11 protein-coding genes are annotated in these 13,634 nt (G+C 68.6%); 6 read left to right on the forward strand and 5 right to left on the reverse strand.

Features of this window, described 5'->3' with window-relative positions:
* Positions 1–109: 109 nt before the first annotated feature.
* Positions 110–2,785 (forward strand): ATP-binding protein, encoded by a 2,676-nt coding sequence (locus tag AC1DB1_RS09910; protein WP_477200643.1) that lies wholly within the window; start codon positions 110–112, stop codon positions 2,783–2,785.
* On the opposite strand, the gene AC1DB1_RS09915 is transcribed toward AC1DB1_RS09910, so the two are convergent.
* Genes AC1DB1_RS09915 through AC1DB1_RS09925 form a run of 3 tightly spaced genes read right to left on the reverse strand, consistent with a single transcriptional unit; the run spans position 2,779 to position 7,210 of the window.
* On the reverse strand, positions 2,779–4,266 hold the full coding sequence (locus AC1DB1_RS09915) for a DUF2252 domain-containing protein (protein WP_477200644.1): 1,488 nt from the start codon (positions 4,264–4,266) through the stop codon (positions 2,779–2,781). The two genes, AC1DB1_RS09910 and AC1DB1_RS09915, sit on opposite strands and share 7 nt — an antisense overlap.
* Positions 4,263–6,101: a glycoside hydrolase family 15 protein gene (locus AC1DB1_RS09920; protein WP_477200645.1), complete on the reverse strand. Its 1,839-nt coding sequence runs from the start codon at positions 6,099–6,101 to the stop codon at positions 4,263–4,265. Before AC1DB1_RS09920 ends, AC1DB1_RS09915 begins: the two co-directional genes overlap by 4 nt.
* Complete coding sequence (locus AC1DB1_RS09925; protein WP_477200646.1) at positions 6,098–7,210, reverse strand: DUF998 domain-containing protein; 1,113 nt, start codon at positions 7,208–7,210, stop codon at positions 6,098–6,100. Before AC1DB1_RS09925 ends, AC1DB1_RS09920 begins: the two co-directional genes overlap by 4 nt.
* 202 nt (positions 7,211–7,412) lie before the next feature.
* Here AC1DB1_RS09925 and AC1DB1_RS09930 point away from each other — a divergent pair, with 202 nt between their 5' ends.
* The 5 genes from AC1DB1_RS09930 (at position 7,413) to AC1DB1_RS09950 (ending at position 11,761) form a co-directional block, all read left to right on the forward strand.
* Positions 7,413–7,823, forward strand: a complete 411-nt coding sequence (locus AC1DB1_RS09930; protein WP_477200647.1) for a DUF7144 family membrane protein — start codon at positions 7,413–7,415, stop codon at positions 7,821–7,823.
* Between the two features lie 28 nt (positions 7,824–7,851).
* The gene (locus tag AC1DB1_RS09935) at positions 7,852–9,447 is read left to right on the forward strand and encodes an MFS transporter (RefSeq protein WP_271177816.1); all 1,596 of its coding nucleotides are present in this window, start codon (positions 7,852–7,854) and stop codon (positions 9,445–9,447) included.
* A gap of 24 nt (positions 9,448–9,471) precedes the next feature.
* The gene (locus tag AC1DB1_RS09940) at positions 9,472–9,636 is read left to right on the forward strand and encodes a hypothetical protein (RefSeq protein ID WP_271177815.1); all 165 of its coding nucleotides are present in this window, start codon (positions 9,472–9,474) and stop codon (positions 9,634–9,636) included.
* Positions 9,637–9,723: 87 nt separating this feature from the next.
* Positions 9,724–10,533 carry an SDR family oxidoreductase gene (locus AC1DB1_RS09945; protein WP_477200648.1) on the forward strand — a complete coding sequence of 270 codons (810 nt, stop codon included), beginning with the start codon at positions 9,724–9,726 and terminating at the stop codon, positions 10,531–10,533.
* 154 nt (positions 10,534–10,687) lie between these two features.
* Positions 10,688–11,761, forward strand: a complete 1,074-nt coding sequence (locus AC1DB1_RS09950) for an alkene reductase (protein ID WP_477200649.1) — start codon at positions 10,688–10,690, stop codon at positions 11,759–11,761.
* A gap of 83 nt (positions 11,762–11,844) precedes the next feature.
* Here the strand turns inward: AC1DB1_RS09950 and AC1DB1_RS09955 are convergent, their stop codons facing one another.
* Together AC1DB1_RS09955 and AC1DB1_RS09960 are read right to left on the reverse strand one after the other, a co-directional pair.
* Complete coding sequence (locus tag AC1DB1_RS09955) at positions 11,845–13,143, reverse strand: MFS transporter (protein WP_477200650.1); 1,299 nt, start codon at positions 13,141–13,143, stop codon at positions 11,845–11,847.
* A gap of 68 nt (positions 13,144–13,211) precedes the next feature.
* Positions 13,212–13,556: an L-rhamnose mutarotase gene (locus tag AC1DB1_RS09960; RefSeq protein WP_477200651.1), complete on the reverse strand. Its 345-nt coding sequence runs from the start codon at positions 13,554–13,556 to the stop codon at positions 13,212–13,214.
* Between the last annotated feature and the right edge of the window lie 78 nt (positions 13,557–13,634).

Genomic DNA, 13,634 nt, shown 5'->3' on the forward strand with positions numbered 1-13,634 from the left:
CCTGAATCACCGCATCAAGTGGCAAACGACCGCCGGGCGGCGTGAAACGCACGCCGGATCTATGCAAAAGAGTGGACGAGGCCGGTCTCGACGCAACAGAATGCAGTACATGAGGAGCGCTCATGTTATCCGCACGCCGGATCAGCGGCTGCGGATCTTCGTCAGTTCCACCCTTCAGGAGCTCGCCGCCGAGCGTCGAGCGACCCGGACCGCCATCGAGCGGTTGCACCTCGCGCCGGTCATGTTCGAGCTCGGCGCCCGCCCCCACCCACCGCGGGAGCTGTATCGCGCCTACCTGGAGCAGAGCGACGTGTTCCTCGGCCTGTACTGGGAGCGGTACGGCTGGGTCGCGCCCGACGAGGAGGTCTCCGGGCTCGAAGACGAGTACAACCTCTGCCCGGATGACCTCCCGCGCCTCCTCTATGTGAAGAGCCCGGCCGAGAACCGCGAGCCGAAGCTCACCGGGCTGCTCAACCGCATCCGCGACGATGATCGCGCCGCCTACAAGTACTTCGAGACGCCCAAAGAGCTCGCACGACTGGTCGAGGCCGATCTGGCGACCCTGCTGGCCGAACGTTTCGAGCAGAGCCAGGCCCTGCTGCACGCCGACGTGCTCAGCGACGCCGACCGCGTCATCGAACCTGCACGGCTCCCCCGCCCCCTGACCGAGCTGGTCGGTCGCGACGACGACGTCGCCGAGATCGGCCGGATGCTCGACACCGGCGGCCGCCTCATCACCCTGAGCGGCCCGGGCGGCATCGGCAAGAGCCGGCTTGCGATCGCCGCCGCCAACGCCGCCTCCCCCGCCTTCGCAGACGGAGCCGTGTTCGTCGACCTCACCGCCGTCCACGACGCCGGCCGTGTGCCCAACGCCATCGCCCAGGCGCTGGGGGTGCGCGACACGGGCGACGCCCCCGTCATGGAGAACCTGGTCACCGCCCTCCACGACCGCCACCTCCTGATGGTGCTCGACAACTTCGAGCAGGTGCTGCCGGCCGGACCCGACCTCACGGCCCTGCTCACCGCCGCCCCCGGGCTGTCGATGATGGTCACGAGCCGGGTCCTGCTGCGGGTGACGGCGGAGCGCAGCTACGAGGTCGGCCCGCTGCCGGAACGGTCGTCCGTCGACCTGTTCGTCGAGCGCGCCCACGCGGTGAAGCCCGACTTCGAGATCACCCCGGAGAACACGGATGCCGTGGCCGGGGTGTGCGCGGCGCTCGACGGCATGCCGCTGGCGATCGAGCTGGCGGCCGCGCGCATCCGGGTGCTGTCTCCGGCGGACCTGCTGGAGCGGCTCGACCGGCGGCTGACCGTGCTCGTCGGCGGCTCGCGCGACCTGCCGGAGCGGCAGCAGACCCTGCGCCGCACGATCGAGTGGAGCACCCAGCTGCTCGAAGAGGACCAGCGCCGGCTGCTCGCCCGCCTCGGCGTCTTCGAGGGCGGCTTCACACTGGCGGCGGCGGAGTTCGTCGCGAGCGACGGCGGCACCGACACCGACTCCGACGTCAACGTCAACGCCAACGCCAACGCCAACGTCGACGCTGACAACGGCTACCCCGTCGATGCCGACATCCTGACCGACCTGGCCGCCCTGGTCGACAGCAGCCTCGTCAGCCAGCACGATCGCGGTGACCGCCCGCGATTCTCGATGCAGGCGATCGTGCGCGAGTACGCGCGCGAGCAGCTCTGGGATGCCGGCGACCTGAATCGCGTGCGGGACGCCCACGCCCGGTTCTACCTCGACCGGTCCGCGCATGTGGAGCAGGAGCTCAAAGGCGAACGGCAGCGCGAATGGCTGGGGCGCATCAGCGACGAGCGCGACAATCTGCGTGCGGCCGAACGCTACCTGCTCGGCAGCGGGGACTGGGATCGCGCCGCCACGCTCGCCTTCCGGCTCTACCTGTACTGGTGGGTGTCCGGCCTGCTCGGCGAGGTGCGCACCTGGATGGACGAGGCGCTCAACGCCGGCGAGCACCTCGATGATCACACCTGGGCGATCGCCGTCTACTTCACGCGCACGATCATGTTCTGGAAGGACCCGGACGGCAGCGTCGCCGCCGATCTCACCGAGGCCGCCGAACTGTTCCACCGCACCGACGACCCGGAGGGCGAGGCGCTCACCCGCATCTCGCTCGCCCTGGCCCTGCTCGCCGGCGAGACGCCGGACCTGGAGCGCGCCGAGGAGGTCATGCAGGTGAGCCGGCGGCTCTTCCACGAGACCGGGAACATCTGGGGCGAGTCGATGGCGCTCGTGATCCTGGGCCGGGTGTCGCTGCGGGAGCAGAAGCTCGAGCAGGCGCGGTCGCGGTTCGAGGAGAGTCTCGCCTTCACTCAGAGCCAGGGCGACGCGGTCGGCGAGCGTGTCGCCGCCTACCACCTGGGCTGGGCTCAGCTGATGCTGGGCGACGTCGACGACGCACGTAAGGACTTCGCCCTCAGCGTCACCACCTCGGCCGGGCTCGGCCATCCGGAGGGCCTCGCGTACGGTCTCGAGGGGATGGTCGCCGTCGCGGCCCTCGCCGGCGACGTCGAGCGAGCCGGTCACCTCGCCGGGGCGGCGCGAGCGCTCCGCGAGCGCAGCGGCCTCCACAACGGCCCGACGTTCACGTTCCACCAGGCGTACCTCGACACGATCGCGGCCGGCAGCGACCACGAGCGACTGGATGCGGCGATCGCGGCGGGACGCGAGCTCACGGTCGAGCAGGCGGTCGCCGAGGCGCTCGAGGAGGCGGCCCGGACGCCCTCGACATCGGCGCAGCCCCAGGACGTCCCGCGCGCTCAGTAGTCCGCCGGCAGCTCCACCCTTCCGGATGCCGCCGCAGCGGCGAACGCCTCGTAGTCGCTCTCGTTCTGATCGGCATAGCCACGCGCGAACTCCGAGATCGCACGATCGAAGGTGTCACCAGCGCCGAGATAGCCCGCGATGGCGACCCGATCTCCCGAACGGGCGTGGGCGCGGGCCAGCGTCTCGCCGCAGATCTGCGCATAGAGCATCGCACCCTCCACCTGCAGCTGCTCGACGTCGATCGAGCCCTTCCAATCCCGGAACTGCCGAAGGTAGTAGTCGTGGTCCCGCCCGTCGATGCCCACCAGTCGCGTCCAGCCGAGGAAGATGTCGCTGGCGGCCTGCATCGCACGCTGACCGCGCACGACGCGCTCACCGTGCGTCGGGTACACGCTCGGCGGCAGGTGGGCTTCGAGCACGGAGGCCTCGGCTTCCTTCGCCTGCAGCAGCAACGGGTCCCTCTCGTCGCGGCCGGTGAGCAGCACCAGCCAGGCGCGGGTTCCGACGCTTCCGACGCCGACCACCTTTCGCGCGATGTGCTCGAACCGGAAGTCGTCGAGGGGTGAGTAGACGTCGCGCAGGCTGCGACGGTAGTCGCGGAGCAGGGCGAGCATCCACTCGTTGATGACGGCCGCTTCCGAATCGCTGACGAGCTCTTCGAGCGGCACGATCAGCGGCGGATCCGAGCGGATGCGGGGACCGCTGTCGGTCGCGTCGACGAGCGACTTGAAGACCTTGGCACTGTTCTGGGTGCGCGCCTTCGCCACGATGCGTTCGATCTGACGCACCTGGACCGACCGGGCGAAGCCCGCGTGCCGCTGCGCCCGCACCCAGTCGATCAGCTGGTCGGCAGTGAGGTGGCTGTACCAGGAGGCCAGCACGTCGTCCTCGGCTGACTCGCGCATCCGGTTGCGGTACCCGCGGGCCACCGCGATGGTCGATGCCCGCCGCTGACGGGCGCTGAACCCCCGGTGCCTGCCCGCGATCTCGAAGCTCGCCGCGAGACGCTTGACGTCCCATTCCCACGGGCCGGGGAGCGTCTCATCGAAGTCGTTGATGTCGAACACCATCTCGCGCTCGGGCGTTCCGAACAGCCCGAAGTTGGAGAGGTGGGCATCGCCGCAGATCTGCGCCGTGAGGCCCGTGACCGGGGTGTCCGCGAGATCGGCCGCCATGATCGCGGCCGCCCCGCGGTAGAAGGCGAACGGCGACGCCATCATGCGGGCGTGCCGGAGGGGCACGAGTTCCGGCACCCGCGTCGTCGCCTGGGCGAGGAGGATGTCGACGGGGTCGCGACGGCCGGCCGGCGTCTCCCACTCCGCGTGCGACGAGCGCGGAGTCGTCGCACGCGCGGCCCGCCCCAGGGCGCGGCGATCTGCGAACGACAGCGAGCCCTCATGCGGCCCCGAGAGGCCCTCGGCGACGCGGCGCACGAACTCGTCCGCGACGGGCCGTGGTTCCTCCTGCTGTTCCGGTGTCATTCCGGGTTCCTCCCGTCCAATCGAGCGTTCAAGGTGATCGCGGCGTCGATCAGCGCCAGGTGGGTGAAGGCCTGCGGAAAGTTGCCGAGCTGCTCACCGGTCGCCGAGATCTCCTCGGCGAAGAGTCCGACGTGGTTGGCGTAGGTCAGCATCTTCTCGAAGGTGAGACGCGCATCGTCGACGCGACCGGTTCGCGCGAGCGCATCGACGTAGAGGAAGGTGCAGAGCGAGAACGTCCCTTCCGAGCCCTGCAGCCCATCGGGCGAGGCGCTCGGGTTGTAGCGGTAGACGAGGTTGTCGGAGACCAGCTCCTCCTCCATCGCGCGGAGGGTGTCGAGCCAGAGCGTGTCGTGAGGCGAGATGAACCCGACCTGCGGCATCTTCAACAGCGACGCATCCAGAACGGTGTCGCCGTACTGCTGCACGAAGGCGCGACGATCCTCGCTCCATCCCTTCTCCATGATCTCGTCGTAGACGGCGTCGCGGGCCTCTGTCCACCGGTCGACGGGCGCCGGCCTTCCATGCGTGGCGGCCAGCCGGATGCCGCGATCGAAGGCCACCCACACCATCAGACGGCCGTAGGTGAAGTCCTTCCGTCCGCCACGGGTCTCCCAGATCCCCTCCTCCGGCTGCTGCCAATTCTCAGCGAGCCAGTCGAGCATCCGGCAGATCGCCGTCCAGCCGTCGTGGCCGATGACGTTGCCCGAGCGGTCGAGGTGATACACGGCGTCCAGGGCCTCACCGTAGATGTCAAGCTGGAGCTGATCGGCGGCCCCGTTGCCGATGCGCACCGGGTGCGACCCGCGGTAGCCTTCCCACTCCTCGACGACCTCCTCGCTCAGCTTCGGATCGCCGTCGACCCGATACATGATGTTGAGCGGTCCGGTGTCGCTGTCGAGCGGTTCGACGACCCGGTCCCTCAGCCACCTGCCGAAGGCGATGGCTTCGTCGACGAAGCCCAGTCTGACCAGCGTGTGCACCGAGAACGACGCGTCGCGCACCCACGTGTAGCGATAGTCCCAGTTGCGCTCGCCCCCGATCTGCTCGGGCAGCCCGGCCGTCGGCGCGGCGACGAGGCCGCCCGTCGGTGCGTAGGTGAGCAGCTTGAGAGTGATGGCCGATCGCTGCACTTCCTCTCGCCAGCGCCCGGTGTACGTCGACTTCTCCACCCAGTCCTGCCAGTACCGGGTGGTGTCGTCGAGCAGGCGACGCCCCTCGGCGACGGGGATGGGCGCCGCTTCGACATCGGGCCCCGTCTCGAGCACGATGCCGCGCAACTCCCCCTCCCGCAGGCTCACGGTCGCGCGCAGGTCGCCGTCGTCGGTCTGCTCGACGTGGGCGAGCCTGGCGTCGTCGGGGTCGCGGATGACACTCAGCGCCAGGGTGAGTGCGTCGGTGACGAAGACCGCGCCGTCCTCCCCCACCGTGAGCCGGTGCGGCGTGCGCCCGTAGTCGAAACGCGGGGCGATCTCGATGTCGAAATCCATCGCTCCGCGAACGCACCGGAGCACGCGCACCAGGCGGTGCCGCTCGCGGGCGACCTCATCGGTGGCCGGCATGAAGTCGATGAGTTCGCCGACCCCCGCCTCGGTGAGGAACCGGGTCACCAGCACCGCCGTGTCCGGCAGATAGAGCTGCTTCGTGTCGAATGTGGCGACGTGTGGTCGTGTCGTGAAGTGCCCGCCCTTCTCGCTGTCGAGCAGAGATGCGAACAGGCTGGGCGAGTCGAAACGGGGACTGCAGAACCAGTCGATCGTTCCATCGGTCGCAACGAGGGCCGACGTCTGCAGGTCGCCGATCAGGCCGTGCTCGGCGATCGGGGGGTATTCGCTCATACTGCGTGCTCCTCTGCGACGTGGTGCTCGGTGGCCGGCTCGTTCGATCCGAGCGCTCTGGTGTTGCGCATGAAGATGATCAGCCAGCTGAAGATCATCAGAAACGCCACCAGCTCGACGGCGGTCAGCGTGTAGTACCCGGAGATGAAGAACGCCGCCAGCACCACGATCACGCCGACGAATGTGTAGCTCAGAATGACGAACACACGCGGCAGCGTCGGGATGAACGACCGGATGCCGAGAGCAAGGGTCACGAACACGATGGCCATGCCGCTCGCGGAGATGTTGTGGATGGTGAGACTGCGATCGAGCGGGAAGAGACCGACGCAGGCGAGCAGGATGCCGATCAGGGTGAGCGCTCCCCTCACCCAGCTGCGTCCGCGGAGTTCACGCGGCGTGCGCGCGGGCAGGTCCGCCGTCGAGTAGTGGGCGATGGCGGTCACGATGACGCCGGCGATGATCAGCGTGAGGTTGAAGGCCAGCGACGACACGTCGTCGGGCAGACCGAGCGTGCTCAGGTTCTTCTGCCACCAGAGCGGGTCGGACGCGCTCAGCATGCTCGCGAACGAACCGACCACCAGGAACACTGCGAGCACCAGCGAAAGCAGCGTCGGCGTCATGCTCACCGCGGACAGGAAGGCGACGTACGTCGAGGCCGCGATGGCGACCGCCGCGAGCAAGGCCGCGGACAAGGCGTAGACCTGCGCGCCGATGAAGCTCTTCTCGAGGAGGTCGGCGATGCCGATCCACCCGAGCAGGGCGATCACTCCGTGGGCTACGGCCACGGCGACCAAGTCGTACCAGGGAAAGTCCGCGGCCATCGCGTTCGGACGCCGCGACGCGCTCAGAGCAGGGGCACCCGACCGGCCGATCAGTGCCCGGGCGGTAACGAAGGCGACCGTGGCCGCGATTCCTGACCAGATCGCGACGAACTGGCCGAGCGATCCAGGGCCCGAGATCGGCAGGAACATCCCCCAGAAGGCGATGACACCGATCACGGCCGCGACGATGAAGACGGCCGCGCTGACGAGCAGGGCGGCAGACTCCGCGGACTCCGCTGACGCCACCGGGTGACGGACGATCTCTGCAACCGACGGCTGTGCTTGCACGTGCCACTCCCTTCGCCGGTCCGATGCCGCGAGACCCTCTCTCCACATCGTCACCCGCGCCGAGCCTGCGCGGAATCATCCTCGTCGGGTGATGTTCGCGATCTCATTCCGCGGGGATGATGCGCTGCGCGGGCGGCGTGGCTAGTTTCGGGCCATCAGTTCGCGCGTGTCGCGGGCGGTACGAGCCGAAGGAGACCAGCCGATGACCACCGCTGACAGTGCGACCATGTCGGGCTGGAGAGCGTTCGCCGCCCTCGTCGTTCTCATCTCTGGCCTTTTCAGCGTTCTCCAGGGCATCGTCGCCCTGTTCGCGCCCGACCCGTACTACGTGGTCGCGCACGGCTCCCTCTTCATCTTCGACATCTCCGGGTGGGGCTGGTGGAACCTGATCATCGGGATCCTGGCCGTCCTCGCGTCGGGCGGCCTGTTCGCCGGTGCGCTCTGGGCGCGGATCGTCGTCGTGATCCTGGCGATTCTGAGCGCGATCGGTCAGCTCTTCCTCATCCCGGCGCAGCCATGGTGGTCCGCGATCCTCATCGCGCTCGACGTTCTCGTGATCTACGCCGTGACGGCCCACGGCGGGAGCGCGCCGCGCCGGCCGACGACCTCATGACGGACATCCTCGTGACGAAGGACACCGCATGACGAAGGACACGGCTCCACCGGCGCAGGCCGCCAAGTTCAACGGGATGCTGGCGCTGCTTCTCGCGATGGCCATGTTCGTGCTGGTGGTCGACACGTCCATCATGAACGTGTCGATCTCGGCCGTCGTACGCGACCTCGATTCGACGGTCAGCAGCGTGCAGTCGGCGATCGCTCTGGAAGCGCTCGTCTCGGCCGCCTTCATCCTGATCGGCGGCAAGGTCGGCGACCTCATCGGGCGTAAACGCGCCTATGTGATCGGTCTCGTGGCCTACGCGATCGGAGCGATCGCGATGACCCTGGCCCAGAGCATCCTGGCCATCATCGTTTTCTGGGCGGTGATCGGCGGGCTGGGCGCGTCGCTGCTCCTGCCCTCGATGCAGTCGCTGATCCACGGCAACTTCGAGGGGTCGGCGCAGGCGCGCGTGTACGCGCTGGTCGGAGCCTCGGCCGCCATCGCCGCCGCCGTCGGTCCGCTCCTCGGCGGCGTGATCACCACGTTCCTCTCGTGGCGCATCGCGTTCCTCCTCGAGGCAGTGATCATCGCCGTCGTGCTGTCGGGCATCCGGCTGGTGCGCGACGTCCCGTACACGGGCTCCCGCAAAGTCGACGTGGTCGGCTCGCTCCTCTCGGTGGTCGGGATGGGCGGCATCGTTCTCGGCATCCTGGCCTGGCAGGAGGGCGCCGGCTACGTCGGCCTGCTGATCGCCGTCGGCATTGCGGGGCTGTTCGGGCTGGTCTTCTGGCTCCTGCGCCGCAAACGCCGGCACCAGGCGGCCCTGCTCGATCCGGACCTGTTCACGCTCCCGCGGTTCCGGTTCGGCATCAGCCAGCAGATGCTGCAGCAGATCGCCCTCGGCGGCACGATGATCGTGCTGCCCCTGTACCTGCAGATGGTGTTCGAGTACAACGCGCTCGAGGCAGGGCTCTCGATCGCACCGCTGTCGCTCACCATGTTCGCCGTCGCACTGGTCGCGGGGAGGCGCCTGACGAAGCGACGACCGGCGGGACTCGTTCGGTGGGGCTTCCTGCTGCTGGCGGTCGGACTGATCAGCCTGGTGTTCGTCATTCCCCGGGCGGACTCCGGCTGGTGGCTGCTGGTGCCGTTGATCATCTGCGGCGGCGGGCTGGGGCTGCTCGTCTCCCAGCTCAACAACTACACGTTGTCGCCGATCTCGAACGAACGCGTGAGCGAGGCGGCCGGTGTCAACTCCGCCGCCGGATCGTTCGGACTGTCGTTCGGGCTCGCGGTCGCCGGCGCGGTGTTGCTCGCGGCTCTGGCACCGTTGTTCACGAATCTCGCGAACTCCAGCGAGGTGCTTCCCGCCGCCGAGAAGCAGCAGGTGGCACAGGCGCTGGATGAGGACGCCCAGCTGCTGAGCAACACCCAGCTGACGAAACAGCTGGCCGATCAGCCGCAGAAGATCCAGGACGAGATCGTGCGCATCAACACCGAGGCGCGGCCGATCGCCCTGCAGATCGCGCTGATCGCACCGATCCTGGCGGCCCTCATCGGCTTCATCCTGTCGTTCCGGATGGTGCGCCTCCCCGATCCGGAGCAATCGGACGCTCCGCCGGGAGAGACCATCGTTTGAGCGGAATTGTGAAAGCATGTGCGGATGCCCGTACTTTTCATCATCCTCATCGTTCTCGCCATCATCTTCTTCGGTCTCGGCATCTTCGTGACCGCGCTGAAGTGGTTGCTCTACATCGCGATCATCCTGCTGCTCGTCGGCGTGATCGGCTGGATCATCCGGTCGATCCGGGGCCGCAGCAACTCCTGACCGCAGTCGTAACTCTGTAACTCCGTAACTCCGGAATCTCGCGGCCGAACAGGTCGCGAGTTCCGGAGTTACGCGTATCGTGGCGGCGTGTCTATTTCCACTTCCGGAACTGTGAACGCCGCTCCCCTGACTGTGCTGATCGTCGGCGCGACCGGCAGCATCGGCCGGCTCGCCGTCGCCGAGGCCATCCGCAGGGGCCACACGACCCGCGCGCTCGTACGGGATGCCGCCAAGGCGGACGCCCTGCCGGCCGAGGCGCAACTCGTCGTCGGCGACCTCACCCGCGCCGAGACGCTCGGCGAAGCAGTCGACGGCGTCGACGCCGTCATCTTCACGCACGGCTCGCACGGCGACAATCCGGCCGACGCCGAGGCCGTCGATTACGGCGCGGTGCGCAATGTGCTGACAGCGCTCGGCGACCGTCCAGCACGCATCGCCCTGATGACGATGATCGGCGTCACCGACCGCGGTGGCGCCTTCAACCGTGAGAGCGAGTCGCCCGACTGGAAGCGGCGGGGCGAACGGCTCGTGCGCGCGAGCGGGCGGCCGTACGCGATCGTGCGCCCGGGATGGTTCGACTACAACGAGCCGGACGAGCTCCGGCTCGTGCTGCTGCAGGGAGACACGCACCGCGCGGGCGACTCCAGCGACGGCGTCATCTCCCGCCGGCAGATCGCGGAGGTGCTCGTCGGCAGCCTCACCACGGACGCCGCCGACCGCAAGACCTTCGAGCTCGTCGCCGAGAAGGGTCCGGCGCAGACCGATCTCACCCCGCTGTTCGCCGCCCTGCTCCCGGATGCCCCCGGCGCGCTCGACGGTGTGGAGGACACCCTCGACATGCCCATCGACGCCGAGCCGCAGCGCGTGCGAGACGACCTGGAGGCCCTCGGCCGCTGAGGCCCGCCCGCCTGTGGGCCGCACACCTGAGGGACCGTGATGTCCCTTCCGCAAAATCCGGTGAAAGCCGGAATAGCGCACGACCGCCGCAAGTTGGCCCCAGGGGCCGCGCTCCGACTGCGAGGCGGCATCGCAATCGAAAGGCATCCCCTCTATGGATCTGTTCTCCCCCGTCGCGCTCGGCGATCTGCAGCTGCCCAACCGCGTCGTCATGGCGCCGCTGACCCGCACACGTTCCAGCGAGACCGGCGTTCCCGGCCCGCTCGTGGCAGAGCACTACGCACAGCGCGCGAGCATCGGACTGATCATCTCCGAGGGGACCTACCCGAGCCACGAGTCGCGCGCCTACCCGGGCCAGCCGGGCATCGTGACCGCCGAGCAGATCGAGGGCTGGCGCGCCGTCGCCGACGCCGTGCACGCCGCGGGCGGGCGCATCGTGATGCAGCTCATGCACAGCGGACGCGTGTCGCACCCCGCCGTGACCGGGACCGACCGGATCGTCGCACCGAGCGCCATCGCGATCGACGGCGAGACCCGCACCGCCACCGGGAAGGTGCGGTACGCCCTGCCTCACGCGCTCACCACCGATGAGCTCTCCGACGTCAAGGCCGAGTTCGTCGCGGCTGCCGGCAACGCGATCGCCGCCGGCTTCGACGGGGTCGAACTGCACGGAGCCAACGGCTACCTGCTCCACCAGTTCCTCTCCCCGGTGTCCAACCAGCGGGACGACGACTACGGCCAGTCCCCGGATGCCCGCGCCCGCTTCGTCGTCGAGGTCGCGACCGCGGTCAGTGAGGCCATCGGTGCCGGCCGGGTCGGCATCCGGCTCTCGCCGATGCACAACATCCAGGATGTCGTCGAGACCGATCTCGACGACGTCACCGCCACCTACCGGTCGGTCGTCGACGGCTTGGCGCCGCTCGGGATGGCCTACGTGAGCGTGCTGCACCGCGATCCGTCCGGCGAGTTGGTGCAGGACCTGCGGGAACGGTTCGGCGGCGCGTTCATCGTCAACACCGGCTTCGGCACCGTCACGACCCGCGACGAGGCGATCGCGCTGGTGGAGAACTCCCACGCGGACGCCGTCGCCGTCGGTCGCCTCGCGATCGCCAACCCCGACCTCGTGGAGCGCTGGCAGGGCGCGCACCCGGAGAACGAGCCCAACCCGTCGACGTTCTACACCGCCGGCGCCGAGGGTTACACCGACTACCCGCGGCTCAGCGCCTAGCACCCACGCTGCGGACGCGGGCGGCGCGACCCGTCATCGCGCGTCTGCGGCGTTGCATCGTCTCCGGCGGTGCGCACAGCGGGTCAGCGGGCATCCGGGCCGGCCTGCGTGGCGTCGCCGGGCTCGACCGGCGCGGCCTCCGTCTGCACGGTCTTGGTGTCGGCGGGGTCCTTCTGCCGCCGGCTGGCGAACAGGAACGGGATGCCGATCAGCTCGACGGCGCCCCCGATGACGAGCGACGTTCCGTAGCCCCAGAGGTCGGCCGCGCGCCCCAGTGCCGGCTGGATGAACACGCCGCCGAGGCTGCCGAACAGCGAATCGAACGACAGCACCGTCGCGCGCTGCTTCGACGGGATCATGTCGTTCAGGTACGCCTGACGAACCGGCCCGGCGACCGCGAACACGAAGCCCCAGATCACGAGGAAGACGATCGCGAGCCAGAAGAGGCTCGTCACCCCCAGCACCACGAGCACCAGGATGCTCACCAGGGAGGCCCCGATCACCGTGGTCGTGCGCTTCGCGAAGAGTCCCCGGATGCGATGTGCGAGGATCCCGCCGGCGACCTGCGCCAACGACAGGATGGCCGCGGCCAGTCCGGCGATCGAGTACGCGGTCTCGTCGCCGTAGAGCTGGAGCAGGTAGGGCTGCAAGGCGTAGAAGGCGTAGATGCCGACACCGGAGGCGAACGGCGCCGACAGGATCACCCAGCGCACCGAGCGCTTGCGCAGGCCGTGGTCGATCGACTGTTTCAGCACGTTCCTCGTCGCGGCGATCGGCCCCATCGAGTGGTCGGGCGTGAAGCCCATGTCTTTCATCACGATGGCGGCGAACACCAGCATGACCACCAGCACCCCGGCTCTCAGCAGGAACGGCACCCCGAGGTTGGTCGCCTGGGCGATGATGCCGCCGAGCACCGATCCGGCGAACATCGAGATGCCCGTCACGACGAGGCCCCGGCCGAAGACGGCCTCGAGGCTCCCGGTGTACTTGGCGAACGCAAGGGCGTCGACGAGCCACGCATCGACCGCACCGGAGAAGAACGTGAAGCCCAGGCCGAGGAGCGCCGACACGATCGCCCACCAGACGAACGGCGCGTGCCAGAGCCAGAGCATCCAGTACAGGCCGGTGGTCACCGACAGGGTGACCGTGCCCAGCAGGTACGAGGCCTTGCGCCCGACGGTGTCGGCGACGACGCCGGTCGGGATCTCGAAGATCACCATGCCGGCGGTGAAGAACGCATTCGCGGCGAACGCCTCGAAATTGGTGAGCCCGGCGTCGAGCAGGAACAGGGTGTTGATGCCCCAGATGAACGAGGCGGCCAGCGTGTTGCCGAGCATCAGGGTCAGGTAGACGCGCTGCACGCGGCGAGCCGCCGGATTCATGATCCGCGACCGATCGGCTCATCCCGACTCGTCACCCAGCCATCATGGACCCGTCGGGCGCTGTGTGGCTACGGCTGATGCGGGTGCATCGAGCGTTGGTCTCCGAGACTCCAGACGCGCCCGACGATCATGCCCTCCGGTCCGTCGCCCGTCGTCACGAAGTGGTCGACGTACGGTCCGATGAACGCCTGCCAGCGTTCGTTCGCGGGGTCGGTGTCGAGGGCGGTCATCGCAACGGCAAAATCGTCGCAGTCCACGAGATGGAAGAGGTCCTGTCCGCTGCGCCAGATCGTCCAGTCGTGGATGCCCACCCGGTCGAACGAGTCCACCAGATCGTCGGGGATGGCGGCATGCGCCTCCTCGTAGCCGGCCTCCCGGCCGTCGCGGACGATCGAATGCAGGGCGATGCGCATCGAGTGCTCCTTCCGTTGAAATGCTATAGGAAATAGTAATAGGCTGGAGCCCACGAGCGAAAGGACTCTCGATGCCGA

The sequence above is a fragment of the Leifsonia sp. 10N434 genome (assembly GCF_056394405.1).